The organism is Allosalinactinospora lopnorensis, from assembly GCF_000981225.1.
GTDB lineage: Bacteria > Actinomycetota > Actinomycetes > Streptosporangiales > Streptosporangiaceae > Allosalinactinospora > Allosalinactinospora lopnorensis.
The window spans coordinates 10,601-35,232 of the sequence record NZ_LAJC01000028.1 but is presented as its reverse complement, the minus strand read 5'-3'; the positions used below and the strand labels follow the sequence as shown (position 1 = coordinate 35,232).

At 71.1% G+C, this 24,632-nt stretch carries 24 protein-coding genes; 16 read left to right on the top strand and 8 right to left on the bottom strand.

Features of this window, described 5'->3' with window-relative positions; genetic code table 11:
• Positions 1-125 precede the first annotated feature (125 nt).
• The 3 genes from VS93_RS12285 to VS93_RS29125 all read left to right on the top strand — a co-directional run bounded on the left by VS93_RS12285 (position 126) and on the right by VS93_RS29125 (position 2,692).
• The gene (locus VS93_RS12285; RefSeq protein WP_046470077.1) at positions 126-488 is read left to right on the top strand and encodes an MmcQ/YjbR family DNA-binding protein; all 363 of its coding nucleotides are present in this window, start codon (positions 126-128) and stop codon (positions 486-488) included.
• Between the two features lie 493 nt (positions 489-981).
• Entirely contained in the window at positions 982-2,178 is a 1,197-nt protein-coding gene (locus tag VS93_RS12280; RefSeq protein ID WP_052745711.1) for an epoxide hydrolase family protein, read from the top strand.
• Between the two features lie 343 nt (positions 2,179-2,521).
• Complete coding sequence (locus tag VS93_RS29125) at positions 2,522-2,692, top strand: hypothetical protein (protein ID WP_156184802.1); 171 nt, start codon at positions 2,522-2,524, stop codon at positions 2,690-2,692.
• A 72-nt stretch (positions 2,693-2,764) separates the two neighbouring features.
• On the opposite strand, the gene VS93_RS31565 is transcribed toward VS93_RS29125, so the two are convergent.
• From VS93_RS31565 to VS93_RS12265, 3 genes are all read right to left on the bottom strand, one after another.
• A complete protein-coding gene (locus VS93_RS31565; RefSeq protein WP_236700508.1) occupies positions 2,765-3,397 on the bottom strand; it encodes a PP2C family protein-serine/threonine phosphatase in 633 nt (210 codons plus the stop codon).
• Positions 3,343-4,086: a GAF domain-containing protein gene (locus VS93_RS31560; protein ID WP_236700507.1), complete on the bottom strand. Its 744-nt coding sequence runs from the start codon at positions 4,084-4,086 to the stop codon at positions 3,343-3,345. Before VS93_RS31560 ends, VS93_RS31565 begins: the two co-directional genes overlap by 55 nt.
• 152 nt (positions 4,087-4,238) lie before the next feature.
• On the bottom strand, positions 4,239-5,114 hold the full coding sequence (locus tag VS93_RS12265) for an SAM-dependent methyltransferase (protein WP_394298817.1): 876 nt from the start codon (positions 5,112-5,114) through the stop codon (positions 4,239-4,241).
• A 223-nt stretch (positions 5,115-5,337) separates the two neighbouring features.
• Here VS93_RS12265 and VS93_RS12260 point away from each other — a divergent pair, with 223 nt between their 5' ends.
• From VS93_RS12260 to VS93_RS12245, 4 genes are all read left to right on the top strand, one after another.
• On the top strand, positions 5,338-6,003 hold the full coding sequence (locus VS93_RS12260; protein ID WP_046470074.1) for a GntR family transcriptional regulator: 666 nt from the start codon (positions 5,338-5,340) through the stop codon (positions 6,001-6,003).
• Positions 6,000-7,208, top strand: a complete 1,209-nt coding sequence (locus VS93_RS12255) for a CaiB/BaiF CoA transferase family protein (protein WP_046470073.1) — start codon at positions 6,000-6,002, stop codon at positions 7,206-7,208. Before VS93_RS12260 ends, VS93_RS12255 begins: the two co-directional genes overlap by 4 nt.
• A 352-nt stretch (positions 7,209-7,560) precedes the next feature.
• A complete protein-coding gene (locus tag VS93_RS12250; protein WP_046470072.1) occupies positions 7,561-7,893 on the top strand; it encodes a hypothetical protein in 333 nt (110 codons plus the stop codon).
• A 3-nt stretch (positions 7,894-7,896) separates the two neighbouring features.
• A complete protein-coding gene (locus VS93_RS12245; protein ID WP_082126835.1) occupies positions 7,897-9,453 on the top strand; it encodes a sodium:solute symporter family protein in 1,557 nt (518 codons plus the stop codon).
• Here the strand turns inward: VS93_RS12245 and VS93_RS12240 are convergent.
• Positions 9,418-10,179 (bottom strand): class I SAM-dependent methyltransferase, encoded by a 762-nt coding sequence (locus VS93_RS12240; protein ID WP_046470071.1) that lies wholly within the window; start codon positions 10,177-10,179, stop codon positions 9,418-9,420. The genes VS93_RS12245 and VS93_RS12240 overlap by 36 nt on opposite strands.
• Positions 10,180-10,364: 185 nt before the next feature.
• Here VS93_RS12240 and VS93_RS12235 point away from each other — a divergent pair, with 185 nt between their 5' ends.
• The 6 genes from VS93_RS12235 (at position 10,365) to VS93_RS12210 (ending at position 16,785) form a co-directional block, all read left to right on the top strand.
• On the top strand, positions 10,365-11,624 hold the full coding sequence (locus VS93_RS12235) for an FAD-dependent oxidoreductase (RefSeq protein WP_046470070.1): 1,260 nt from the start codon (positions 10,365-10,367) through the stop codon (positions 11,622-11,624).
• Positions 11,625-11,678: 54 nt separating this feature from the next.
• Positions 11,679-12,782 carry a cupin domain-containing protein gene (locus VS93_RS12230; RefSeq protein ID WP_046470069.1) on the top strand — a complete coding sequence of 368 codons (1,104 nt, stop codon included), beginning with the start codon at positions 11,679-11,681 and terminating at the stop codon, positions 12,780-12,782.
• Between the two features lie 67 nt (positions 12,783-12,849).
• A complete protein-coding gene (locus tag VS93_RS12225) occupies positions 12,850-13,716 on the top strand; it encodes a fumarylacetoacetate hydrolase family protein (protein WP_046470068.1) in 867 nt (288 codons plus the stop codon).
• Between the two features lie 85 nt (positions 13,717-13,801).
• On the top strand, positions 13,802-14,551 hold the full coding sequence (locus VS93_RS12220; protein WP_052745710.1) for an IclR family transcriptional regulator: 750 nt from the start codon (positions 13,802-13,804) through the stop codon (positions 14,549-14,551).
• Positions 14,552-14,600: 49 nt separating this feature from the next.
• Entirely contained in the window at positions 14,601-15,419 is an 819-nt protein-coding gene (locus VS93_RS12215; protein WP_082126834.1) for an alpha/beta fold hydrolase, read from the top strand.
• Positions 15,420-15,528: 109 nt separating this feature from the next.
• Entirely contained in the window at positions 15,529-16,785 is a 1,257-nt protein-coding gene (locus VS93_RS12210) for an MFS transporter (protein ID WP_236700505.1), read from the top strand.
• 82 nt (positions 16,786-16,867) lie between these two features.
• On the opposite strand, the gene VS93_RS12205 is transcribed toward VS93_RS12210, so the two are convergent.
• The 4 genes from VS93_RS12205 to VS93_RS12185 all read right to left on the bottom strand — a co-directional run bounded on the left by VS93_RS12205 (position 16,868) and on the right by VS93_RS12185 (position 21,524).
• Complete coding sequence (locus tag VS93_RS12205) at positions 16,868-17,848, bottom strand: ABC transporter substrate-binding protein (RefSeq protein WP_046470066.1); 981 nt, start codon at positions 17,846-17,848, stop codon at positions 16,868-16,870.
• Between the two features lie 80 nt (positions 17,849-17,928).
• Positions 17,929-19,551, bottom strand: coding sequence for an ATP-binding cassette domain-containing protein (locus VS93_RS32965; RefSeq protein ID WP_338022727.1), 1,623 nt, complete (start codon positions 19,549-19,551; stop codon positions 17,929-17,931).
• Complete coding sequence (locus VS93_RS12190; protein WP_201776619.1) at positions 19,548-20,405, bottom strand: ABC transporter permease; 858 nt, start codon at positions 20,403-20,405, stop codon at positions 19,548-19,550. Before VS93_RS12190 ends, VS93_RS32965 begins: the two co-directional genes overlap by 4 nt.
• A 321-nt stretch (positions 20,406-20,726) precedes the next feature.
• Positions 20,727-21,524, bottom strand: a complete 798-nt coding sequence (locus tag VS93_RS12185; RefSeq protein ID WP_046470065.1) for an IclR family transcriptional regulator — start codon at positions 21,522-21,524, stop codon at positions 20,727-20,729.
• A 91-nt stretch (positions 21,525-21,615) separates the two neighbouring features.
• On the opposite strand from VS93_RS12185, the gene VS93_RS12180 reads away from it, so the two are divergent.
• From VS93_RS12180 to VS93_RS12170, 3 genes are read left to right on the top strand one after another with little or no spacing between them, the layout of a single operon-like run.
• Positions 21,616-22,713: a cupin domain-containing protein gene (locus tag VS93_RS12180; RefSeq protein WP_236700504.1), complete on the top strand. Its 1,098-nt coding sequence runs from the start codon at positions 21,616-21,618 to the stop codon at positions 22,711-22,713.
• Positions 22,710-23,543, top strand: coding sequence for a fumarylacetoacetate hydrolase family protein (locus VS93_RS12175; protein WP_046470063.1), 834 nt, complete (start codon positions 22,710-22,712; stop codon positions 23,541-23,543). The genes VS93_RS12180 and VS93_RS12175 overlap by 4 nt, the downstream gene beginning before the upstream one ends.
• Positions 23,540-24,271: a maleylpyruvate isomerase family mycothiol-dependent enzyme gene (locus tag VS93_RS12170; protein WP_052745709.1), complete on the top strand. Its 732-nt coding sequence runs from the start codon at positions 23,540-23,542 to the stop codon at positions 24,269-24,271. The genes VS93_RS12175 and VS93_RS12170 overlap by 4 nt, the downstream gene beginning before the upstream one ends.
• The last annotated feature ends 361 nt before the right edge of the window (positions 24,272-24,632 follow it).

Here is a 24,632-nt window from a genome sequence, read left to right as displayed (position 1 = left end):
GCGGGAGCTCCGCACGACGACGGCCCAGTGTTCCAGAGACGCCGCGGAGGACTCGATCGCGCCGATCGTCCGGGACACGGCCGCCGCGCTTCACATCCGCACCACTCCGGGAGATAATCGAACCTGTGATCGATGATCCGCTCGACCTGCTCCGCACCCGGTGCCTGGCGCTGCCCGAGACCAACGAACGGCTGAGCCACGGTGAGCCCGCCTGGTTCGTACGGGACAAGAGGCTGTTCGTCACGTTCGCCGACCACCACCACGACCACCGGGTCGCGTTCTGGTGCGCCGCACCGCTGGGAGTCCAAGAGGAGATGGTGGCCACCGACCCGGAGCGGTTCTTCCGCCCGCCCTACGTCGGTCACCGCGGCTGGCTCGGTGTCCGGCTGGACGTCGATGTGGACTGGGGCGAGATCACCGAGATCGTCACCGACGCCTACCGGACCGTGGCGCCGAAAACCCTGGCAGCGAGGCTGGACAGTCTCTAGTGTGCCGGCGGGCCCGAGGAAATTCCCAGCGTCTCCTACTTCACTGGCACGTGAGCCACCCTCTGTAGTGGCGGAGCCTCCATGCCTACAGGGGACGCACGATAAGCCGGGTGTTCCTGCCGGTTCGCCGAGGCCACACTCGCCGCGCTCGGAATCCACCTGGTATCGAACCCGCACGGCGCCCCGGAATCCCACCACGAGGCCCAACCGGTGTTCGAGACTGCGCCAGCGCCGGCCAGCAGACCGACCACCCGACCTCCATCCACGGTGGCAACGACACCACCCACATGTTCATCGGGAACGGCGCCGAGCAGGCCGGCGCGTCCGTGACGACTGATCCCAAAACGAACCGGCCTCACGGTATGACGACGGCCAGGCCAATCCACACCCGGCCAGTGTCCGCCCAGGTCATATGGGGTATCGACGAGAATGGGCGCGTGCCGGCCCCGCCGGCGCCCCGGCGCCGGTCGACCCGACCCGGCAGGTGGAGAACATGTCCAACGACAACGAAATCCGTCCTTTCCGGCTCGACACGCCGGAAGAAGCGATCGCCGACATGCGTCGCCGGATCGCGGCCACGCGCTGGCCCACCCGAGAGCTGGTCACCGATCGCTCCCAGGGCGTGCAGCTGGCGACGGTCCAGGAGTTGGCCCGCTACTGGACGACCGATCACGACTGGCGCGCGTTCGAGGCGAAGCTGAACGCCCTGCCGCAGTACACGACCGACATCGACGGCGTCGAGATCCACTTCATCCACGTGCGGTCGCAGCACGAGAACGCCCTACCGCTGATCATGACGCACGGCTGGCCAGGCTCGGTCGTCGAACTGCTCGGGGTCGTCGGCCCGCTCACCGACCCGACCGCGCACGGCGGACGGGCCGAGGACGCCTTCCACCTGGTGCTGCCGTCCTTGCCTGGCTACGGTTTCTCGGGCGAGCCGAGCGAGCTCGGCTGGGAGTCCGGCCGCATCGCACGCGCGTGGGCGGAGCTGATGGACCGCCTCGGCTACACGCGCTATGTCGCCCAGGGGGGCGACGTGGGCGCCGCCGTCACGGACGCGATGGGCCGCCAAGCACCCGAGGGGCTGCTCGGCATCCACATCAACCTGCTCGCCGGGGCGATCGGTCTCAAGGACCAACTGCCGGCGGAGTCCGAGCAGGAACGCGCGGCGCACGACGCGGTCAACACGTTCACGACGGACGGCTTCGGCTACTTCCTGGAGCAGTCCACCCGGCCGCAGACAATCGGCTACTCCCTGCTGGATTCACCCGTCGGCCTGGCGGCCTGGATGCTCGACCACGACACGGACAGCTACTACAAGATCTCCCGCGCGTTCGTCGACGGCGAGCCCGTGGGAAATCTCACCCGGGACGACATCGTCGACAACATCACGCTGTACTGGCTGACGGGCACCGGCACCTCGGCCGCCCGGTGGTACTGGGAATTCGGACGGGCCCAGGCCGCAGCCCGTGCGGTCGGCCAGGCTCCTCCGGCGGTCTCGGTTCCGGTCGGCTTCACGACGTTCCCCGGCGAGATCTGGGCTGCGCCGCGCAGTTGGGTCGAGACGGTCTACCCCAACCTCACGTACTTCAACGAGGTCGACAGCGGCGGCCACTTCCCCGCCTGGGAGGAGCCGGAGCTCTTCTCCACCGAGGTGCGGGCCGCGTTCCGGCCGCTGCAGAAATCCTGAAGCCGCTTCGGTTCGCGCGGATCGACTTGATCGCGGCGAGGGTGTTCGCGGCGCTTTTGCGTTCGCGGACGACGTCCCAGAGCTGGTCGTCACCCACGCTGTAGCAGCCGTGGAACTGCCGGACACCGTGCTCTTTGTGGTAGCTCGCGGGCAGCCGGTGCGGATGGTCCGCGGGTGCCCATCCGGCTCCGGCCTGCGGGCGGATGACGAGGGGGCCGAACTCGTCGAACGTGAATACCCGCTGCGGAAAACGCGTGGTGACGTAGTCGATGCGGGCGAGTTTGGCGTCCCGGTCGGGGTCGCTGGATTCTTTCCAGGTCTTGGTCCGCTGGAAGGTGATCCGGTGCAGGATCTGCCGAACCGTGTCCTCGTCCGCCTGCGGCAGACGACCGCGGAGTTCCGGACCGGGCACTGGGGGCGGCTCGGGATGAGCGCCGTCACGGCGACACTGGCCTTCGTCGGCTTCCTGCGTTTCCACCGACACTGCGTCCTGAAGTCCGCTCGGGAGCGATGAGCGGGTGCCCGCGCCTTCCGGGGGCCGGGCCTCGGCACCGCGAGAGCCCGGACCCGGCGCACCGGAGCCCGTTCACACCGGTTCCCGCCTCCAGCACCGGCCGTTCGGCGTGAGCTGCTCCTCGCGCCGGACGGCCCACTCCACCAGCAGTACGGTGGCGTCGTCCTGGAGTCGGCCGTCGTGGTGGTCCAGGATGGTCTGGATCAGCCGGCGCAGGGTCTCCGGGGGCGCCAGCCCATCGGCTTCGCGGCGGATGATGAAGTCGGTGAAGCGCTCCAGGCCGAACAGTTCCCCGACGGGGCTTCGGGCCTCGACGACGCCGTCGGTGTAGAACACCAGCCGGTCGCCGGGTTCGAGCTGGTAGTGGGAGAGCTCCGCCGGGTCCTCCAGCCCGAACCCCATCGGGGAGGAGGGCGCGCTTTCCAGTACGGCCACCTGCCGGCCCTGGCGCAGGACCAGCGGCGGGTGGTGACCGCGGTTGACCCAGGACAGCCGCCCCGTTCGAGTGTCCAGGGAGGCCAGGATACCGGTGGTGAACCGCGGCGGGTCGAACTGCTCGGCGATCGCCTTGTCGATCTTCTCCCCGATGGTGACCAGGCCCTTGCCCTGGCGGCGGTTGTTGCGAGCGGTTCCCATGGCGATGCTGGCGGTCAGGCCCGAGGATATGTCGTGGCCCATGGCGTCGAAGATCGCCAGGTGCAGCACGTCACCGCTGAGGCGTAGTCGTAGGCGTCCCCGCCCACGTCGTAGGCCGGTTCCAGCACGGCGCTGATCATGATCCTGTCGTTGGCCAGGGTCATGGCCGGCATCAGGTTCCAGAGCACCTCGGCGGAGATGGACATCTGGTCGGCGCGCACCAGGCAGGCGTAGGAGTCGCTGGTGCCGCGCTTGCTCACGATCATCAGGGAGACCAGGTCGGCCAGATGTCCGGCCAGCGACTCGGCGTCCTCGTCGGCCTCGGGCACGGTCACCCCGAGCACGCCGACACGTTCCGCGCCGTCCAGCAGCGGTATCCACAGCAGGCACGGTTCCTGGGCCGAGGCGGGGTGCTCGGCCGCGAAAGGCGGATCGGTGGCGCGGGCCCGGACGAGCTCGGTGTTGCGGAAGGCCCGCCCGGCCATGGTGCTGTCGATGCGGATCGGTTCGAGCGGCCGACCGGTGTGGTCGTACTGGCCGGACAGGGGCAGCAGGGACTGGTGCTGCAGATCGGCCACATAGAGCATCGTCTGGGAGAAGCCCGCGCGCGCGGCGCTCTCGGCGACCAGCATCGGCAGGTCCTCCAACGAGATCAGGTGGCTGGCCTGCAGCAGTCCACCCAGCATGCGCTCGCCCCGGCTCTGCACGCGCGTACCCCCTCGATCGGCGGCCCTTCCCGGCCGCTCCGGCTTCGTCACCCGGCCCTCGTCCTCGGCCCGCCTCAGTGACCCCGGCCGTTCCGGACGGACGGGCACGGACGGGAGTGGGCACGGTCGCCGAGCACCCCTCGACCGGCCGGGCGCACCGCCGTCGACCTCGCCCCGCTCTTTCCCGTCGCCTCACCCGGCGGTCAGCGCTTCCGGGCGACACCTCCGTACATGGCGATATCGGCGTCCCTGATCGTGCCGGCCTCCTTGGGGTCGGGACGCCAGTGGTGCACCTGGGTGACCCCGGGAGCGACCGGGTCCATCCCGTCGAAGAAACGCTCCGCCTCGGCCTTGGTGCGCAGCCGCATCGGCATGCCGCGGGCCGCGTACTCGCGCGCGACGCGGTTCACCTCCTCGGGCGCGAAATCGGCGGTGCCGATGGAGACCGCGAGGAAGCTCCCCGGGGCGAGGGGTTCCATCAGCCGGTCGATGATGCCGTAGGCGTCGTCCTCGTCCAGCATGAAGTGCACCATCGCGATCACCGTGAGGGCGACGGGCTGGTCGAGGTCGAGGGTCTCCCGCAGTTCCCCGGCGTTCACGATGCTCGCCGGGTCGCGCATGTCGGCGTCGATGTAGGCCGTCCGGCCCTCGGGGGCGCTCACGAGCAGGGCCTGGGCGTGCACCAGGACGATGGGGTCGTTGTCCACGTAGACGACCCGCGCGTCCGGGGCGACCTTCTGCACGACCTCGTGCAGGTTGGGGCTGGTGGGAAGCCCGGTCCCGATGTCGAGGAACTGCCGGACGCCCTCCTCGGCCGCCAGGTGGTGCCCGACCCGGTGCATGAATTCGCGGTTCGCCCGCATGTGGACCGGGAGTGCGGGCCACTCGCGCATCATCGCCTCGGCCGCTTCGCGGTCCGCGCTGTAGTTGTCCTTGCCGCCCAGCACGTAGTCGTAGACGCGGGCGGAGTGCGCCACATCCGTACGCAGCTGCGGATTCCCGGCTGTCCCGCCTTGTTCTCTCGGCCCCGGCGCCTCGGCATGGTGGATTCCCCTCTCCCCGACACATGGTCGGCCCACCTCGCATATTAGGCGTTTTCCGGCTCGGGGGACATGACCGGGAGCAACGGCGCGAGAGGCGGTGAAGCCGCCGGGAAGGGCGACACACCAATCCGCGTGCCCTCCGACTTTCGTATACAAGTTCAGTGGAAATCGCGCTGACTTGGCAAATATATGCCGATTACCTCTTGTCTGGATCTGACGGCATGACTAGTTTGTACACAATCAGCCAAGGAGGTGATCTGTGTCACAGGCCGCGATCCGCGCTTACCAGGACCTCCGTTCGGAGATCCTGGCGGGCGTGCACCCCGCGGGGCAGCGGCTGCGTGAGGAGCAGCTCGCCGCGACCATGGGACTCAGCCGGACCCCGATCCGGGAGGCGCTGCGCCGGCTGCAGGCCGACGGGCTGGTCGAGTTGGCGCCGCACAAGGGCGCGCACGTGGTCGGCTGGAGCGAGGACGACCTCGAGGAGATCTTCGAGCTGCGGGTCATACTCGAAGGGCAGGCCGCGCGGCGTGCCGCACAGCGCAACGACCTGGACATATCGGCGCTCCGCGTCCTGTGCGACGCGATGGAGGCGCAACTGGAGACGCTCCACGACCACGCCTATGACGAGATCACCCGCCTCAACATGGAGTTCCACCGCGCCATCCACCGAAACGGCGGCAGGCTGCTGCCCGACCTGCTGGCACGTGTGATCGAAGTGCCCATCGTCCGCCGCACCTTCCACGAGTACACCAGCACCGAACTGCACCGCAGCTTCGCCCAGCACCGCGAGCTCGTCGAGGCGATCGCGACCGGCGACAGCGAGTGGGCGCAATCGGTCATGCACGCCCACCTCCGCGCCGGACGCGCGGCGCTGCGGCGCATCGTCGGCGAGCACGGCATGGAAGGAGAGCCCAGCGCATGACCGGAGCGAACCCGAGCGGCCCGCTCTCCGACATCCGGGTGATCGAAGCCGGCTCCCTGATCGCCGGCCCCTTCTGCGGCCAGCTCCTCGCCGATTTCGGCGCGGAGGTCATCAAGGTCGAGGATCCGGACTCGGGCGACCCGATGCGCACCTGGGGACAGGCGACTCCCGGTGGCGTGTCGCTGTCATGGCCGGTCATCGCGCGCAACAAGAAGTCGGTCACCTGCGACCTGCGCACCGGCGAGGGGCAGGAGATCATGCGCGGGCTACTCCGCGACGCCGACGTGCTCGTGGAGAACTTCCGACCCGGGACGCTGGAGCGCTGGGGGCTCGGCTACGACCGGCTCCAGGAGACGAACCCCGGCCTCGTCATGGTGCGGGTGACCGGCTACGGCCAGAACGGGCCCTATGCCCAGCGCGCGGGGTTCGGGGCGATCGGCGAGGCCATGGGCGGCATCCGGTACGTCACCGGCGAAGCCGACCGCCCTTCGAGCCGCGTCGGTGTATCGCTGGGCGACTCGCTCGCCGGAACCTTCTCGGCGCTCGGCGCCGTCATGGCGCTGCACGCCCGGCGGCGCACGGGGCGCGGCCAGGTCGTCGACACCGCGATCTACGAGGCCGTGCTGGCGTTCATGGAGTCCCTGCTGCCGGAATGGGAACTCGCCGGATACCGCAGGGAGCGGACCGGGTCGATCCTGCCGAAGATCGCGCCGAGCAACGCCTACCCCACGGGGGACGGCGCGGAGATCCTCATCGGCGCCAACCGCGACACCGTCTTCGGGCGGCTGTGCGACCTCATGGGCGAGCCCGAGCTCGCGGCGGACGAGCGCTACGCGACCCACAGCGCCCGCGGCCAGCGGCAGCAGGAACTCGACGCCCGCATCGCCGAGTGGACGCGGAGATTCCACTCCGACGACGTGCTGGACAAGCTGCACGATGCCGGCGTTCCCGCGGGCCGGGTCTACCAGGCCGCCGACATGCTCGACGACCCGCACTTCGCGGCCCGCCAGGCCATCGTCCGGTGCCTGCACCCGGAGCTGGGCGAGTTCCCGATGCAGAACGTCGTCCCCCGCATGTCCGACACACCCGGGTCGGTACGCGCGGTGGGCCCGGAACTCGGCGAGCACAACGCCGAGGTCTACCGGAACTCCCTCGGCGCCGACGGTGACCAGCTGGAACGCTGGCGCCGGAAGAGGGTGATATGAGCGAGGACCCGCAGCCCCGGCCCGCCCCTGATCCCTCCCGTGCAGCCCCGGCGGCGTACCAGTGAACGGCCATAAGCACCACTGGTCCCGCGGCGGACGCTGATCACCCACCCCGGCACACGAGCGCCGCGGCACGGGAGAAGCCGCACCCTACCGGCACCGCCCGAATCCCCCGACCGCAATCCCCCAACCCGACACGTGTGCCACCCGGTCACGCGCGCGCTCGCCCGCCCCCTTTTTTCGCCCCCGCGCCGCGCGGGGCGGCCGCCACCGCGGGCGAGACGCCTTCCGCCGACCGCGATCCATCCGGCAGGCGGGCGCCCCGGCCGGGGAGCACACACGGAGGTGACCAATGCAAGAACGACAAGCCCGGCAGAGCCGGATCCGAGAGCCCATACGCACGCCGTGGATATGGGTCGCGATCGTGCTGCTCATCGTCGGCGGCAGCCCACTCTTCTGGCCGACGGGGACCGTGGAACCGCTGCTGTTCGGAATCCCCTCCTGGATACTCGTCTCGGCGGCCTGCACCGCGCTCTTCGCCCTTACCGTCAGCTGGGCCTGCCTGCGCTGCTGGAACATCGAAGAACCCGAGGAGGAGCGGGCCCGCCTGCAGCACGGCGGACGGCCGGCGGCTCCGAAAGCGCACGAGAGCGGTCCCGAGTCCCCCAACAGCCACGGCGGGTGAAACATGGAGAACCTGAATTTCGGCGGGGCCACCGGAGTCGCGGTACTGGGCGGCTACGCGGTCATCATGCTCCTCATCGGCTATTTCGCCGGTCGCGGCCAGCCTGATGTGCACAGGAGTACCCGCAGCCACTACCTGGCGGGCGGCGGTCTCGGATTCGTCGCGCTCTTCTTCACGCTCTACGCCACCCAGTACAGCGGCAACTCGGTCGTCGGGTACGCGCCGCAGGCGTACCGCACCGGATTCACCTGGTGGCACTCGGTACCGTTCATGATCGCCGTCATCGCGGTCTACCTGCTGTTCGCCCCGCGGCTGTACGGGATCGCCAAGCGGAGGGCCTTCGTCACGCCGGCGGACTGGATCCGGCACCGGTTCGGCTCCACGCCGGTGACGGTCCTCGCCATAGTGCTGATGCTCTGGGGGCTCGCGAACTACCTCCTCGAACAGCTCGTGGCGATGGGGCAGGGCATCTCCGGGCTCACCGGCAACACCATCCCCTACCAGGTCGGTGTGGTCGCGTTCGTCGTGGTGATGCTCATCTACTCCTGGATGGGCGGCATGCGCGCGATCGCCTTCACCGACGTGATGCAGGGGATCGCGCTGCTGGTCGGCGTCGGCTTCCTGCTTGTCGGCGCGCTGTACCTGGCGGGGGGCAGTCTGGGCGGCACCACGCAGCACCTCCTGGCGCACGAGCCGGACAAGATCGGGGTTCCCCCGATGGAGGACTCGGTGAACTGGGTGGCGATGATCATCATGATCGGGTTCGGCGCCGCGGTCTACCCGCACGCGATCCAGCGCGTATACGCGGCCCGGAGCGAGCGCACACTCAAGCGGTCCCTGGCGATCATGGCGTGGATGCCGCTGGTCACCACGGCCGTGGTGTTCCTGGTCGGTATCATCGGCATCCAGTTGTTCCCGGGGCTCGCCGAGGGCGAGTCCGAGCAGCTGGTCGGCATGATCGCCAACGAGGTGGCGGGGATCAACCTCTTCTTCTTCGCGATCATGGTCCTGCTCTTCGGCGGGGTCATCGCGGCGATCGTGTCCACCGCCGATTCCGCGCTGCTCAGCTTCTCCTCGGTCGTCTCGCGGGACCTGTACCGGCGCTACCTGAGCCCGCGCTCCTCGGAGACGACGACGCTGCGGGTGGGCAAGGTCGCGGGAGTGGCCGCGGTCGGGCTGCTGCTGGTCATCGCGTGGAATCCGCCCACCACCCTGTACAACATCTTCGTGCTCAAGTTCGAGCTCATCGTCCAGCTCGCTCCGGCGTTCATCCTCGGCCTCTACTGGCAACGCCTTTCGGCCGCCCCGGTGTTCTGGGGGATGGCCGTCGGCGCGCTGTTCGCGGGAGTGCTGACGGTGGCCGGAGTCTCGGACCTGTACGGCGTGCCGGGCGGACTCGTCGGGCTGGGGCTGAACGTTCTCATCTGCGTCGCGGGCTCCCTGCTGCACCCCGCCGCACCCGGCGGTCGGCCGGACGCGGTGGCCGGGGCGGCCGAGAGGCCGGCCGGCGCGACCGCGGAGTCGTCAGAGCCCGGAGGGGCGCACAGCGGTCACGCGTAGCCGGCGGTAGTCCGCCCACCATGCGCCGTCACGGTACAGGAGGGGGCGCAGGCGGCGGCTCAGCTCACTGAGGAAGGCTTCGGTGTCGGCCGCCTCCGCCAGGAGGTGGCCGGCGAACATCCGGATCCAGGTGCTCAGGCCGTCCTCGCCTTCCAGGCGGGTCGGGCGGTCGAAGAGCCACGCCCCCGTGACCTCGAAGCCGCTGTCCTCCAGAACACGCGCGTACCCGGCGACGCTGGGGAAGTACCAGGGCGACGCGGGGCCGGACAGGTCCAGGTCGGCGCGCAGGCGGCGGGCCTGCGTGTCGATCGCGGCGATGTTGCCGGACCCGCCGAGCTCGGCGACGAGCCGGCCGCCGGGCCGCAACGCGGCGAACAGCGTGGCCGCGGCGCGTTCGGCCTCGGGAATCCAGTGCAGTACGGCGTTGCTGAGCACGGCGTCGTATCCGGCCGGGGCGGGTATCGCGTCCCCATCGCGCAGGTCCGCGACGAAGAGGCCGGCGTCGGGGAAGCGTTCCCGCGCCCGCTGCACCATCTCGGGGCTGGCGTCCACACCGACCGCGTCGACACCGCGGGCCCGCAGCTCGGCCACGTGCTCTCCTGTTCCGCAGCCCGCGTCGAGGACGCGCTCCCCCGGCTGGGCGTCCAGGAGCGCCAGCAGTCCGGAGCCGTAGCTTGCGACGAAGGAGTGGTGGGCGTCGTAGAGCTCGGCATCCCATGGTCGCATGCTGGGGACCCTAGCTCGGCGTCTCCGATACTGGAACCCGGCGTCTCACTGAACGAGACGGAACAGCACGCTCGACGCCGCTGCGGCCACCTCTTCCCCTCGCCGCACTGGTAGCTATTTTCGATATAGAGGAATCTATTTCGAATCTATTTCTCTCAAATGGAAGATGTGACACTTTTGGAGGCATGCAGAGACAGGCGCACGACGCCCACGAGCTTCCCGTCGTCATCGTCGGCGGAGGCCCCGTGGGAATGACCGCGGCGGCATGGCTCGTCCAGGAGGGCACGCCCGTGGTCCTCGTCGAGGCCGAGCCGGTGCCGAAGACGGACTGGCGGGCGTCGACGTTCCACGCGGCGACGCTGGAACTGCTGGAGCTGATCGGCATCACGGCCCCGATGCACGACGAGGGCCTGGTCGTGCCCGTCTACCACTTCCGGGACCGGCGTGCCGGACTGGTCGCGGAATTCGACTTCACGCTGCTGTCCGACGAGACGCGCTACCCCTACCGGCTGCAGCTCAACCAGCAGCACCTCGTCCGGATGCTGTACGAGCGCCTGGCGGGCGCCGACGGGGTGGAGCTGCTGTACGGCACCCGCGCGACAGGCGTGGCGGCGGACGGCGACGGGGTCCGGGTCGAGGTGCGCGACACCTCCGGAACCCGGACGCTGCGCGGCTCGCACCTCATCGGCGCGGACGGCCCGGGCAGCACCGTGCGCCAGTCCCTCGGTATCGGATTCGACGGCCACACCTATCCCGAGCGGTTCCTCATCGCGAGCACCACGGTCGATCTCAGCGGCCAGATCCCCGGACTCGCCGATGTCAACTACGTGGCCGATCCGCACCAGTGGCTGTTCATCCTGCGCACGCCGGAGTCCTGGCGGACGGTGTGGCCCGTTCCGGCCGACCAGTCCGCGGAGGAGGCGACGAGGCCGGACCGGTTGCAGGAGCAGTTGCAGGGGCTGGCCCCCTATCCGGGCGGCTACCCCATCGTCGACCACCAGATCTACCGCGTGCACCAGCGCGTGGCGTCGACGTTCCGCCGCGGCAACGTAGCGCTGATCGGCGACGCCGCCCATATCAACAGCCCGATGGGCGGGGTCGGGCTGAACAGCGGCATCCACGACGCGGTGGACATCGCCCGGCGCGTCGTCCGGATCCGCGCCGGCGACGACCCCGAGGCCGAACTCGACGCGTTCGCCGGTATCCGGCGCCAGGTCGCGGTGGAGTACGTCCAGGCCGACACCCAGCGCAACACCGAGCGCCTGAAGGAGACCGACGAGCGCCGCCGCAGGGCGATGCACGACGAGATGCGCTCCATCGCCGCCGACCCCGACCGCTCCCGCGACTACATGCGCCGGGTCTCCCTCCTGGAGAGCGTCCGCCGGTTCGGCGTTGGTCTGCCCCCCGAACAGGACCCGCAGGCAGCGGCGGCCCCGCCGGGATAGCGCGGTCGCCGCGGCCGGCGGTGCGCCAAACACGGCCCGAACAAGGAGATTCCCATGTCGGTTGAGCACAACGCAGTACCGGCGGACGAGGGACAGCAACTGGAAGCGCTCTACCGTGACCTGGACGCCGCGGACCTGCGGCCGCTGTGGAACATCACCGAACAGCTCCTCACCCCGGAGCCGCGGCCGCGGGCCGTGCCATGGCTGTGGCCGGCGACGACGATGCGCCCGCTCGCGGAACGCGCCATCCGGCTGGTCCCGGTGGAGCGCGGCGGTGAACGCCGCGTCCTGTCCCTGACCAACCCCGGCCTGGGCGGCCGCCCCTACGCCGCCGGAACACTGTGGGGGGCGCTGCAGTGCCTGGGACCGCGCGAGTCGGCGCCGGCGCACCGGCACTCCCCCGGCGCCATCCGCTTCGTCCTGGAAGGTGAGGGTGTCTGGACGACAGTCGACGGCGACGCCTGCGACATGCGCCCCGGCGACCTCGTCCTGACGCCGGGAGGCTGCTGGCACGACCACGCCAACGGCGGCGACTCGGCCATGTTCTGGTTCGACGGGCTCGACCTGCCCATGGTCGAAGCGCTCGACGCGATCTTCTTCGAGGCGTACCCGGATCTCCAGCAGCGCGTCGAGGGCCAGCACAACCGCTCCGAGACCGCGCACGCCGGCACACCCGCCGCGGAGAGGTTCACCGCGGGGCAGGTCGAGGAGGCCCTGGACCCGGCGCCCTCGCCGCTGCTGGTCTACCGGTGGAGCGAGACGAGTGCCCGGCTCGCCGAGCTGCTCGCCGAAGGCGGCGGGCCCATGGCCAGCCTGGAGTTCACCAACCCCCGTTCCGGCGCGAGCGTCCTGCCGACACTGGCGTGCGGGGCGCACCGAGTGGCGCGCGGCGGGTCCGTACCCGTGCAGCGCAGCGGCAACACCGTCTACGTCGTCTTCCAGGGCACCGGGACGAGTGTGATCGACGGCCGGCACTTCGACTGGCAGACCGGCGACATGTTCGTGGTGCCGTCGTGGTCGGTGGCCGAACACCACAGCGAGGGTCAGGCCGACCTGTTCAGCCTGAGCGACTCCCCGGTCCTGCGTGCCCTCGGCGTCTACCGCGAACGGGTGCTCGCCGAGCCCCAGGCGGTCACCAGCGTCTTCGGCGCGTCCTGACCCCATCCGCGTAAGGCCGCCGGAGCCTCCGCGGCCCGTTCCCTTCCCGACGAGAAAGGGCCCTGCCATGAAGCTGGCGCTTTTCGGTGAGAACCGGCTCGGCGCCGTCACCCCGGCCGGTGTCGTCGACGTGACACACGCCCTGGAGTGGCCGCACGACCCCGACCCGGTGACGGCGGGCTGGTGGCGCCGCCTCTGCAGGGGCTACCCCGACGTGCGTGCCGCGCTCGAACGCGCGGCGGCCGAGGGGCCCCCGACCCCGGTGGAGAGGGCCGGGCTGCGGGCGCCGGTCCTCAACCCCAGCAAGCTCATCGCCACGGCGTCCAACTATGCCGAGCACGTCTCGGAGATGCACGAGGTGCAGCAGCGCACCCTCGGCGGGGTGGAGTCCTGGATGATGAACTTCGACGTCTTCCTCAAGGCCCCGTCCTCGGTCTCCGGGCCGGAGGACGAGATCGTGCTGCCGAAAGAGGTGGTGGCCGCGGGCCAGGAGATCCACCACGAGTCCGAGCTCGTCGTCGTCGTGGGGCGCGGGGGCAGGGACATCCCGGAGGACACCGCCCTCGACCACGTGTTCGGCTACACACTGGGGCTGGACATCACCGTGCGCAGCGCCGCCGACCGCTCCCGGCGCAAGAGCTACGACACCTTCAGCCCCATAGGTCCGTGGGTGACGACCGCCGACGAGCTCGGGGACCCGGGGGACCTCGACATCCGCCTGCGGGTGAACGGAGCCGACCGGCAACGGGTGAACACGGCCACGATGATCACCGCGGTCCCGGCCATCGTCTCCTACGCCTCCTCGGTGATGTCCCTGCTGCCGGGGGACGTCCTCTTCACCGGCGCCCCTCCGGGGGTGGGCCCGATCCAGCCGGGTGACCGGCTGGAAACCGGTATCACCCGCGTGGGGGAGATGCGCCTCAACGTGCGCTGAGAGCGCGAAATATCCCCGTCATCGGAAACCGGCGCACTACACTTCTTCTATGTCGAATACATGGGGCTCCACCGGATCGAGCTCGGTGGACAACGCCCTCCGGCTCCTGGAGCTCGTCGGAGAACGGCACGCGCTGCGCGTCTCCGACGCGGCCACCCTGCTCGGCGTGGCGCCGTCCACCGCCCACAGGTTGCTGAACTCGCTGCGCAAGCGCGGTTTCGTGCTGCAGGACAAGCCCAACGGCGCCTACCGGCCGGGCCCGGTGCTCAACGAGATCGGCCTGGCGGCGATCGGGCGCATCGACATCCGGCGCGCAGCGCGCCCGGTCCTTGAGGAGCTGCGCGAGCAGACCCAGGAGACGGTCAGCCTCAGCCTGCTGGAAGGGCGCAACGTCCGTTTCGTGGACTGCGTCGAGAGCCCTCGGTCGGTCCGGGTGGGTGATCGCACCGGGGTCGTCCTGCCGGCCCACTGCACCGCGGCCGGAAAGGCGATCCTGGCCGCCCTTCCCGGCCCCGAGCTGGCCCGCCGGTTCGCCGACCGGGAGCTCACCGCGCGCACCAACGCCTCCTTGTCCACCTGGGAGGAACTGGAGGCCGAGCTCGGCGACATCCGCCGGGCCGGTTACGCCTTCAACATCGAAGAGGGGGAGATCGGAATCAGCGCCGTCTCAACGGCGCTGCGCGACCTCACCGAGGCCCCCCTCGCCTCCGTCGCGGTGGTGGTTCCGGCGAGCCGCATGCCGACCCGGAATGCGGGGGAGGCGTTCATCCCGGCCGTGCTGCACGCGCGGGACGCGATCCAGGAGGTGCTGAGGGCGCAGCTTGCGCCCCGCTGAGCGTCACCGGTACCCCGAAACCCGCAGCGCGACTATGACGGAGGCAGGGATGGACGCCTCACGCGACCTTGTGGTGGCCGGCACCGATTCCACGGCCATCACGGTCACCGACCAGGGGCGGGGCCCGGCGGTCCTGCTGGTACACGGCGGATCCGGCGGCCCGGCCGACTGGGCCGGGGTCGCGGCCCCACTGTCCGAGCACTTCCGGGTCCTGCGCTTCCAGCGGTTCACCTACCGCCGCGAACCGCCACCGGCCGGCGCCGACGCGATGGCGGGCGAGGTCGGCGATGTCCTCGCGGTGGCCGATGCGATCGACGGACCGCTGCTGCTGGTCGGGCACTCCTCCGGTGGAGTGGTCGCCTTGGAGAGCGCGCTGGCCGCCCCGTCGCGGTTCGCCGGAATGGTGCTGTACGAGCCCCCGGTCGCGGTCACCGAGCCGCTGGGAGGCGAGGCGCTCCGCCGGGCCCGAAGGGCCCTGGACGCGGGCGGTCCCGATCGGGCGGTCGCTGTCTTCCTTCGCGACATCGTGCAGGTGCCGGCGCCCGCTGTCACCGCCATGCGGCTGCCGCCACCGGTCTGGCGGCGCATGCGCGGCTACGCGCCCGCCCAGATCGCCGACACCGAGGCCATCGAGTCGCTCGGTGTCGGCCTGGACCGCTATTCCGGCCTCGACATGCCCGTACTGCTGCTCGGCGGCGGCCGCCTCAGTCCGGCGCACCTGCGCCCCCGCATGGACGCGCTGGCCGGCGTGCTGCCCCACGTGGACTCCCTCGTCGTCCTACGCCGGCGAGGCCACGGGGCTCACGTCAGCGCCCCCGGCACGGTCGCCCGGACCATCGCCTCCTTCGCCGGCCGCGTGATGGGCTGACCAGGGCCGACCGCCCGGTCGGTGTCAATGGGGCGTTGGCATGGGTAACGAGGGCCACCGAGGGCCTCACCGTCACCGCCTGAAAGCCCCACCGAACGAAAGGCCCGCCGTGAGCGCCAGCATCGCCGAGACCGCCCGCTCCGCGCAAAGACGCATCCTCGCGGTCCTGGTCGCCGCCCAGATCCTCAGCGGCGCCGGGCTGGCCGCCGGCGTCACCGTGGGTGCCCTGCTCGCCCAGGACATGCTCGGTGCCACCGGTCTGGCCGGTCTCCCCAGCGCCCTGTTCACCATCGGCTCGGCCGCCGCCGCCGTCGTGATCGGACGCGCCTCCCAGCGCGGGGGACGCCGCCCCGGGCTGGCCGGCGGGTATACCACCGGGGCGCTGGGGGCCCTGGGCGTGGTCACCGCGGCCGTTACCGACAACGCGATGCTGCTGTTCGCCTCACTGTTCGTCTACGGCGCCGGTACCGCCACCAACCTGCAGGCCCGCTACGCCGGGGCCGACCTGGCCGCGCCCCGGCGACGGGGACAGGCGGTGAGCACCGTGCTGGTGGCCACCACCCTGGGCGCTGTGGCGGGCCCCAACCTCGTCACCCTGACGGGCACTCTGGCCGAGGCCTGGGGCATTCCACCATTGGCCGGCCCGTTCATCCTCGCCGCGGTCGCCTACGCTGCCGCCGCAGCGGTGCTGTGGCTGCTGCTGCGCCCCGACCCGCTGAACTCCGCCCGCGCTCTGGCCGACGACCAAGAAACCCCGGCCGCGCCGGAGGGCCCCGCACAGGCCGGGTCCTCCGGCGGTCCGCGCTACCTGCTGACGGGGGCGGCGGTCATGGTCACGGCCCAGATCGTCATGGTCGCGATCATGACCATGACCCCCATCCACATGGCCCACCACGGCCATCCTGTGAGCGCGACCGGGATCGTCATCGCGGTCCACATCGCCTCGATGTACCTGCCCTCCCCGATCGGCGGCTTCCTGGCCGACCGCTTCGGCCGCCTTCGGGTCGCCGCCGCCTCCGGCCTCACCCTGTTGGCCGCCGGACTGCTGGCCGCCTTCGTCCCGCCGCACTCGGTGGCACTGCTCGCCCTTGCCCTGGGCCTACTGGGCCTGGGGTGGAGCTTCGGTCTGGTCGCCGGCACCGCGATCGTCACCGACGCCGTCCCGCTGGCCACCCGCGCCAAGACCCAGGGGCTGGTGGACGTGGCGGTCGCCCTGGCCGGAGCGGGCGGGGGCCTGGCCTCGGGCCTGGTGGTGGCCGCCGGAAGCTATACGGTGCTGTCCATCGCCGGAGGCGTCCTGGCCCTGGCGGTCCTGCCCGTCGTCGCCTACACCGCACGTCCCCGCCGCCCCGCGCACACGAGCTGACCCCGGTGGATTCGCACGATCGGCCACCCGAAGTCACACGTCGGCCGCTTCGCGGCTCGCCGCGGCTTCGAAAGAACAGGACCTAGTAGAGGAGGACCTCGTCGAAGTCGGGGGCGCCGTCGGTGAGGTCGTACTCGAGCATCGACTCGTGGATGAGCTCGATCGATTCGCGGTCGCTCCGCCCCTGCCAGTCGGGGAGGTTGACCTCCCCGGCCACGTCGGGGTCGAGGTCGGTGATCTCGGGCAGGGCCTCCCGGAAGGAGTCGGGATCCTCGTGGATGGAGTCGGCCGTGGCCTGCACGCCGGCCTGGAACGCCGACACCAACTCCGGGTCCTCGCCGACGAGCTCCTCGGTCATGAGGAACGTGCCGATCTGCAGGTTCGGCTGGAGTTCGGTGTACGGGCGCATCAGGTCCCGCAGCCCCTCCGACCTGCCCATCGTGGCGAAGGGCTCGATGAGGAGGCCCGCGTCCACGTCACCGCGCTCAACGGAGGGCACCATGTCCGGGAAGGGGATCTCGACGAGCTCGACGCCGCCCGGCTCGATGTCGTGCTCGGCCAGCGCCGAGTAGATGACCACGTCGTTGATGTTCTGCAGCGAGTTGACCCCGATCCGGGCGCCCTCGATGTCCTCGACGTCCTCGATCGGGCTGTCCTCGGGCACCATGAGGGAGGAGAAGTCGTCCTCCGACTCCTCGGAGGTGCTCGTTCCCGCGGCCACCATCCGGAGGGGCATGTCCTCGCCCATCGCGATCATGGCGGAGACCAGGTTGGACCCGGCGATGTCGATGTCACCGCTGATGAGGGCGGGGATCACCGTCGCGCCGCCGCCGGACGCCTCGATCTGCAGGTCCAGCCCCTCGGCCTCGAAGTACCCCTCCTGGACGCCGTACTTGAGGAAGGCTGCGGGGGTTCCGGCCGTCTCCGAGACGGTGATCGTGTCCTCCCCGCCCGCGCCGCCGCCTTCGCCGGAGAGGTCCCCGCCGTAGTCGGTGCAGGCCGTGCCGAGCAGTGTCGCCAAGGCGGCAGCGGCGACGGGCCATCTCTTCGCGTGAGTCGTCATCGGTCTCCCCAGTCGGGTTCGAGCGTTCGGCACTCCGGCCGCGGTGCCGGAGCGAATCCTTGGGCAAGGGGGGGCGCCGGTCAGGTCCGCGCCGGGGCGCGTCCGGCGTCCAGGGCGGCGTACAGCTCGGAACGGAGCCGGCCGAACTCGGGGAGCCGCTTGGTCTCCACCTGGTCTCGGGGACGCGGCAGGTCCACGTCCACGGCCAGCCGGACGCTGGCCGGCGGCCGCAGGACCAGGACCCGGTCCGCGAGGTAGACGGCCTCGTCGATGTCGTGCGTCACGAACAGCACGGTGATCTCGTAGCGGCGCCACACATCGAGCAGCAGGTCCTCCAGCCCGGCCCGCGTCTGCGCGTCCACCGAGGCGAAGGGCTCGTCCATGAGCAGGACGCGCGGCTTGTAGGCCAGCGCCCGCGCGATCGCCACCCGCTGCTGCATCCCACCGGAGAGCTGCCACGGGTACTGCCCGCCGCGGCCGGCGAGCCCCACGGCCTCCAGCGCCTCCTCTGTCGCGGCCCTGGCCTCCGTTTTGCCGACGCCCTTGTAGCGCAGTGGGAACGCGACGTTGCGCCGCACGGTCATCCACGGCAGAAGGGAGCGGCTGTAGTCCTGGAAGACGAACGCCATATCCTTGGGCGGGCCCGCGACCGGGGTGCCGCGCAGCAGGACCTCGCCGCTCGTCGCCGGTTCGAGCCCCGAAAGGCAGCGCAGCATGGTCGTCTTGCCGCACCCCGACGAGCCGAGGATGCAGACGAACTCGCGGTCGGCGACCGTGAAGCTGAGGTCGGCGACGGCCGGACCCGCACCGGGATCGGAACCGAAGACCTTGTACAGACGGGATACCTCAAGCACCGGTGACCTCCGGGTGTGACGGTTTCGGCGCGGCGGGGGAGCCCTGGCCGGCGGCCTTGCCGGTCCGGGGGCCGGCCCCTCGGGAAGGAGCCCCTTGGCGCCGCGGTGCCAGAACAGGACCCGGTCCTCGATCCGGAGGAAGATCCAGTTCAGCAGGAAGCCGAGAATGCCGAGCAGCACGATCCCGGTCCACATCTCCGGGATGGCGAAGGCGCGCTGCGACTGCAGCACGAAGTAGCCGAGCCCGTTGCTGCTCGCGACCATCTCCGAGACCACCATCAGGATGAGCGCGATGGCCAGGCTCGTGCGCATGCCCGCGAAGATCCGCGGGCTCGCGGCGGGCAGGATGACGCGCAGGATCCGCGCCGGCAGGGGGATCTGGTAGGAGCGCGCCATGTCGAGCTGCTGCGGTTCCACGCTCCGGACGCCGTCGATGGTGTTGAGCAGGATCGGCCAGACCGCGCCCAGGACGATGACGAACACCTTGGAGCCGTCGCCGGCGCCGAGCAGCAGCAGGGCGAACGGGATCAGCGCGGGCGCGGGGAGCGCGCGCAGGAACTCCACGATGGGCTCGGCCGCGGTGCGCAGCACCCGCGACAACCCGAGCGCCACCCCGGCGGCCACGCCCAGCGCGATCGAGAGCCCGTAGCCGGCCAGCATCCGGGCCAGGCTCGGCACCAGGTCGCTGCCCACGCGGTCGAACAGCCAGAGGTCGGAGAAGTAGGCCAGGATCTCGCCGAGCGGCGGGAAGTAGAAGTTCCCGGCCCGGTGGGACCACAGCCCGTAGCCGATGAGGATCCCCGCGGGGACGACGGTCTGCAGCAGGAGGAGCCCCGGTCGCCGTGTCATCTTCCGTCCTCCCCACGCTGCGATGGGTGCCACCGGAGCAGCCGCTTCTCCGCGGCCTGGAACGCCGAGTTCAGCGCCCACCCCAGCAGGCCGGTGACGATGATCAGCGCGTACATCAGCGTCGTGGCTCCGCTGGACTGCGCGACGACGATGGCCTGCCCCAGTCCGGGCGCGCCGACCACCAGTTCGGCGGTGACCGCGAGGACCAGCGCGATCGCCGAGGCGATCCGCAGGCCGGTGGCGATGTAAGGGGCCGCGCTCGGCAGCGTCATCCGGGTGAAGCGAGCCAGTGGAGGCAGGCCGTAGCAGCGGGCCGTATCGCGTACAACGGGATCGACGTCCTGGACGCCGTAGATGGTCTGCAGCAGGAGGGGCCAGAAGGTGGCGAAGGCGATGAGGAACACCTTCATCTCCAGGCCCGTGCCGTAGACCAGGACCGCCAGGGGGATCAGCGCGACCGAGGGCACCGGGCGGAAGAACTCGATGACCGCCTTCGCCATCTCGAAGGCGATCCGACTCGTCCCCAGCAGGACCCCGAGCGGGACCGCGCACAGCGCCGCCAGGCCCATGCCGATCGCCCAGCCGCTGAGAGTGCGCCCGATCTCCTGCCACAGCGGCCATCCCAGCGCCAGCCGGCCGATCTCCGCGTACATCTCGCTGACGGGCGGGAACCACACGCGCGGCAGGACGCCCGTGCGGGAGCACACGTCCAGGGCGATGAGGACAACGGCGACCCCCGCGAGCTTGGTGCCCAGGTCGCGGGGACGCCGCCTGGTACCGGTCCCGGCGCCGCGCGCCGGGCTCCCGGTCTCGGCGCGCCGCGGCAGGGGGGCCGGTGCGGCCTCCTCTCGCACAGGCGGGACCGCCGGCGCCGTCCTCTCGGTGCTCAACGTTCGGCCGGCCGGCGAGCAGGCGTGGCGGACCGGCGGGGAGAGGCGTCCCGAGGGGTCATACATGCTCCTTCACCGCATCTGGCCCGGTCGGACCGGATAACGTGGCCGAAATCACGGATGCTGGAAAGCTACGCGCTAATTTCACATGGAGCAATAGATTTGATAGCAAATTCCTCTATGTAGAAATAACTCTGAGCAGGGACTTCCCGTTCCCACGGCGCCTTCTCCGCCCTGCTCCTCAGAGGGACCGCGCCCACGCACGCCCCGCACAGCAGTGCGAAATCACCGGGGCGGGCCTGCCGCCCCTCCCAGCTCGCGACCGGCCTGCCGGGCCGTCCGGTGCAGCCGCCGCGCGAACCCCTCGGCCAGGTCAGGGGCGAAACGGGCCGAGGGCACCGCGATCGACAGACCGGCGACGGCCTCCCCCTCGCCATCGCGCACGCAGGCGCCCACCGCGCAGACCCCCTGCTCGGTCTGCTCGTTGTTGAGGCTGTATCCACGGGAGCGGACCCCCTCCAGCTCGCGCAGCAGCCGGTCCCACTCCTCTCGTGACAGCGCCTCCCCATCCGGGGTATCAGCGGGCACGTCCCCGCCGCCGATCCGGTAGAGGTCTCGGAGCCGCCGCTCGCCGAGCTCGGCGAGCAGGACCTTGCCGCCGGAGGTCAGGTGAGCGGGCAGCAGCGTCCCGGTGCGGTCGCCGACGTGCAGCAGCCGCGCCGACTCGACGCTGGCGATGAAACGCACCCGCGTTCCCGTCCGCACCGAGAGGTTGACCGTCTCGCCCACCTGCTCGCAAAGCGTCTCCATGTGCGGCAGCAGCGTCCGGCGGAGCTCACGCGCGGCGCCGTTGCCCGCTCCTCCACCGGCCAGTGATGGGCCGGGCAGGTAGTCGTGGTTGTCGTCCTGCACGGCGAAGTCCCGGTAGACGAGCATCGCGAGCAGGCGGTGTGCGGTGGAGCGGGCGATGCCCAGCTCACGCGCGGCCTCGCTCACCCTGAGCCGCCCCTGGTCCCGGAGCAGGTGCAGCAGGAGCAGCGCGTTGTCGACGGAGCCGAGCGAGTAGGCGGGCTTGTTCTTCATAGCAGAATGTTATTGCTCATCGCAGAATCCCCTCCTTAGCGTTGGGCGCACACGAACGTCCACGCCGCCCGTGGAGTCAGGAGGAAGCCCGGTGAACCCCGCCGAACCATCCGTTCCGGAGCCGACACCGGAGGAGCAGGTCGCGCTGGACCGGCTCTACGCCGACTTCGGCGCGGAGAACCTCATGCCGCTCTGGACCCAACTGGACGGCCTCATGCCCGAACACCCCACACCGGAGGCGCGGGCGCACGTCTGGGAGTGGAAGAGGCTCTACACACTGGCGCAGCGCGCCGGCAGTCTCGTGCCGGTGGGACGGGGCGGGGAACGCCGTGCGATCGCCCTGGCCAATCCGGGGCTCGGCGGGCGCCCCTACGCCACCCCCACGCTGTGGGCGGCGATCCAGTACCTCGGCCCCAGGGAGGTCGCGCCGGAGCACCGGCACTCCCAGAACGCCTTCCGGTTCGTCGTGGAGGGGGAAGGCGTGTGGACGGTGGTCGACGGCGACCCCGTCGCGATGCGGCGCGGCGACTTCCTGCTCACACCGGGCTGGCACTTCCACGGCCACCACAACACCACCGACACAGCGATGGCCTGGCTCGACGGGCTGGACATCCCCTTCGTGCACCACACCGACTCCGCCTTCTTCGAGTTCGGCCCCGATGAGGTGACGGACCGCAGCACCCCCGACCTGTCCCGCTCGGAGCGGCTGTGGGCGCACCCCGGGCTGCGCCCCGTCTCCGCGCTGGAGCGCCGGGCCAACTCGCCGATCGCAGCCTACCGGTGGGAGCACACCGACCGGGCGCTGGCCGAGCAACTCGCGCTGGAGGAGGAGGGCCACCCCGGGACGGTCGGCCCCGGGCACGCGGCGGTGCGCTACACGAACCCCACGACCGGCGGCGACGTGATGCCCACGATCCGCGCCGAGTTCCATCGGCTGCGCCCGGGCGCCGAGACCGCGACCCGCCGCGAGGTCGGTTCCTCGGTCTTCCAGGTGTTCGACGGCGACGGCGCGATCGTCCTCGACGGCGTCGAACACCGGGTGGGCCGCGGCGACCTCGTGGCCGTCCCCTCATGGACGGCGATGCGGCTCCGGGCCGAGTCCGGGTTCGACCTGTTCCGCTTCAGCGACACCCCCGTCTTCGAAGCACTGCACCAGGCCCGCACGGCCATTGAGGAGGAGCCCGCGTGAAACTCGCTACGCTGCGCCTGCGCGACCGGACCGCCGCGGTCCGCGTCGAGGACGACGGCACCGCTGTCGAACTGGACGCCCCCGATGTCGGGGCACTGCTGTCCGATCCGGCGTGGAGCGAGCGCGCCGCGGCCGGCGGAGCACGGCACGCGATCGCCGAGGCCGGCTACGCGCCGCTCGTGCCGCGCCCCGGCAAGATCCTGTGTGTGGGCCTGAACTACCGCAACCACATCCTGGAGATGGGCCGTGAGCTCCCCCCGTACCCCACTCTCTTCGCCAAGTACCCCGAGGCGCTCGTCGGCGCGCACGACGACATCGTGCTGCCCGCCGCCTCCGGCGCCGTCGACTGGGAGGCGGAGCTGGCGGTCGTGATCGGCGCCACCGTGCGCCACGCCGACGCGGACCGGGCCCGGGCGGCGATCGCCGGCTACTCGATCCTGAACGACGTCACCGCGCGCGACTACCAGTACCGCACACGGCAGTGGCTCCAGGGCAAGACGTTCGAGGCCACGTCCCCGTTCGGCCCGGTGCTGGTCACCCCGGACGAGCTGGGCGACGCGAGCCTCACTGTCACCTGCACTCTGGACGGCGAGGTCGTCCAGCGGGGCGAGACCTCGGAACTCGTCTTCGGGCCGGCCGACCTGGTGGCCTATGTGTCCGGCATCCTCACCCTGCGCCCCGGCGACGTCATCGCCACCGGGACGCCCGGCGGCGTCGGGCACGCCCGCACGCCCCCGCGCTACCTGGAGGAGGGCGCGAAGCTCCTCACCCGCATCGAGGGGATCGGTGAACTGGCCAACGTCGCCCGGGCGGAAAGCGGCCAACGATGACCGGCACCGATACGGTCCCGCGGACCACGCTGGGCTGGATGGAGGCGGGCACCTCGCTGCTCTTCGAACGCGTAACGGCGCTCGGCGACGCGGAGCTGGACGGCCCCACCCGGCTGCCGGGCTGGACCCGCCGCCACCTCCTCGCCCATATCGGGGCGAACGCGCATGCCCTGGGCCGGCTCGCGCACTGGGCGCGCACCGGTGAGAGGACGCCCATGTACGCCGGCCCCGAGGCCCGGACGGAGGAGATCGAGCAGGGGGCCGCGCTGGGATCCCGGGAGCTGCGCGCGTTCGTCCGGGACAGCGCCTCGGAGCTCTCCGGCGATCTGCGCTCGCTTCCCGACGACCGATGGGGGGCCGAGGTCACCACGGCCCAGGGGCGCACCGTCCCGGCTCGCGTGATCCCCTGGATGCGCTGCCGCGAAGTATGGGTGCACGCGGTCGACCTGGACAACGGTGCCGCTTTCGGCGACTTCCCGCCCGACCTGCTCGACGCGCTCATCTCCGATGTCACGGGCGAATGGACACGCCGCGGCCAGGGACCCGCGCTCGTGCTGCGCCCGGAGGACCGCGACCGCGAGTGGCCGGTCGAGACCGGCGACCGGCCCGCGGTCGCTGTGACCGGACGGGCGGCCGACCTGGCGTCCTGGCTCACCGGCCGCGGCGCCGGCGGTGTGCGGCCCGCGGAGGAGGCCGCTCCCCTCCCCGCGCTCGGTCGCTGGCTGTAGGCGGCACGGCGGGGCAGCGGTGGCCCTCCCCACTTGCGCCCCAACCGATCGCTCGCCGATCCCCATGCGCAGCCGCTAACATGGGTCGCACGTCCCTCGCCCGCCCCGGACGAGGCGGCACCCGTTCTCCGGCCGGAAGCGCCGGAACCCGGCGTTTCGAACGCCACCGCGGGCGTGCTCCTGCGGTCCGCCGGGAACCCCGGTTCCCGCCGCCCCGGAACAGTGATTCCGCCGCCGCGCCCCGCGTTGTCCCCGGGCACCGCCACCTCCCCGCTTTTGCCCTTCTGACCTGCGAAAAAACCTCTCTAGAGAAGTTCGGCCGCCACCGGCCAGAACCATTGCCCTCAGGGCTCGCCGGAGC

What these genes read in the sequence shown, in the direction of transcription:
- VS93_RS12255 (WP_046470073.1), top strand. Translation starts at nt 6,000, where the DNA reads ATGACCGGAGCGAACCCGAGCGGCCCGCTCTCCGACATCCGGGTGATC.
- VS93_RS12215 (WP_082126834.1), top strand. Translation starts at nt 14,601, where the DNA reads ATGGACGCCTCACGCGACCTTGTGGTGGCCGGCACCGATTCCACGGCC.
- VS93_RS12240 (WP_046470071.1), bottom strand. Translation starts at nt 10,179, where the DNA reads ATGCGACCATGGGATGCCGAGCTCTACGACGCCCACCACTCCTTCGTC.
- VS93_RS32965 (WP_338022727.1), bottom strand. Translation starts at nt 19,551, where the DNA reads ATGACACGGCGACCGGGGCTCCTCCTGCTGCAGACCGTCGTCCCCGCG.
- VS93_RS12280 (WP_052745711.1), top strand. Translation starts at nt 982, where the DNA reads ATGTCCAACGACAACGAAATCCGTCCTTTCCGGCTCGACACGCCGGAA.
- VS93_RS12250 (WP_046470072.1), top strand. Translation starts at nt 7,561, where the DNA reads ATGCAAGAACGACAAGCCCGGCAGAGCCGGATCCGAGAGCCCATACGC.
- VS93_RS12170 (WP_052745709.1), top strand. Translation starts at nt 23,540, where the DNA reads ATGACCGGCACCGATACGGTCCCGCGGACCACGCTGGGCTGGATGGAG.
- VS93_RS12225 (WP_046470068.1), top strand. Translation starts at nt 12,850, where the DNA reads ATGAAGCTGGCGCTTTTCGGTGAGAACCGGCTCGGCGCCGTCACCCCG.
- VS93_RS12245 (WP_082126835.1), top strand. Translation starts at nt 7,897, where the DNA reads ATGGAGAACCTGAATTTCGGCGGGGCCACCGGAGTCGCGGTACTGGGC.
- VS93_RS12235 (WP_046470070.1), top strand. Translation starts at nt 10,365, where the DNA reads ATGCAGAGACAGGCGCACGACGCCCACGAGCTTCCCGTCGTCATCGTC.
- VS93_RS12230 (WP_046470069.1), top strand. Translation starts at nt 11,679, where the DNA reads ATGTCGGTTGAGCACAACGCAGTACCGGCGGACGAGGGACAGCAACTG.
- VS93_RS12185 (WP_046470065.1), bottom strand. Translation starts at nt 21,524, where the DNA reads ATGAAGAACAAGCCCGCCTACTCGCTCGGCTCCGTCGACAACGCGCTG.
- VS93_RS12205 (WP_046470066.1), bottom strand. Translation starts at nt 17,848, where the DNA reads ATGACGACTCACGCGAAGAGATGGCCCGTCGCCGCTGCCGCCTTGGCG.